The 494-nt window shown below is 37.2% G+C and carries 1 pseudogene; it reads left to right on the forward strand.

The features are described 5' to 3' along the window. Positions 1 to 293: pseudogene (locus IQR33_RS27885) on the forward strand (hypothetical protein); the annotation flags it as partial. Positions 294 to 494: the final 201 nt, after the last annotated feature.

Genomic DNA, 494 nt, shown 5'->3' on the forward strand with positions numbered 1-494 from the left:
ATAGAAGCATTAACTCCTGTTCTGCCGTTTTAAGCGAGAAAGCTTTTGAGGCTTGTGTATTAAAAGAGAAGCAAGAGCTAGCATATTATCTATTAATAGCAAAAAATAACGCTTCAAGAACCTCAACATTAAAGCTTGTAGAATCGACTGAAAGCCTAACTTTTCATATCGAACCTACATCGAGAGAAAAGTTTGAAACACTGAGCAAGGTACATCAAGAATATATAGAGAAAAGCCCTTTTTTCTCCCGACCATTTGATGCATTAGCTTTTTATGAAAAGCTCATACAATAAATAGCCTTTATGACTTTAGACAAAAAATACCCGAGACTGAGCTCGGGTATTTAATAAAAATGTTCGCTATGAGTTCTGCGTCGATTCTACTTTGCGTAGCTGTGATAGATACTTAACCCAACTCTTTGCCTGATTCGATGGCTTAATCTCATTCGCTCTTTTGGCATTAGCGAGCGCATCGTCAAACCGCTTAAGTTTGTA

Source organism: Vibrio sp. OPT46, from assembly GCF_015163535.1.
Classification (GTDB): Bacteria; Pseudomonadota; Gammaproteobacteria; order Enterobacterales; family Vibrionaceae; genus Vibrio; species Vibrio alginolyticus.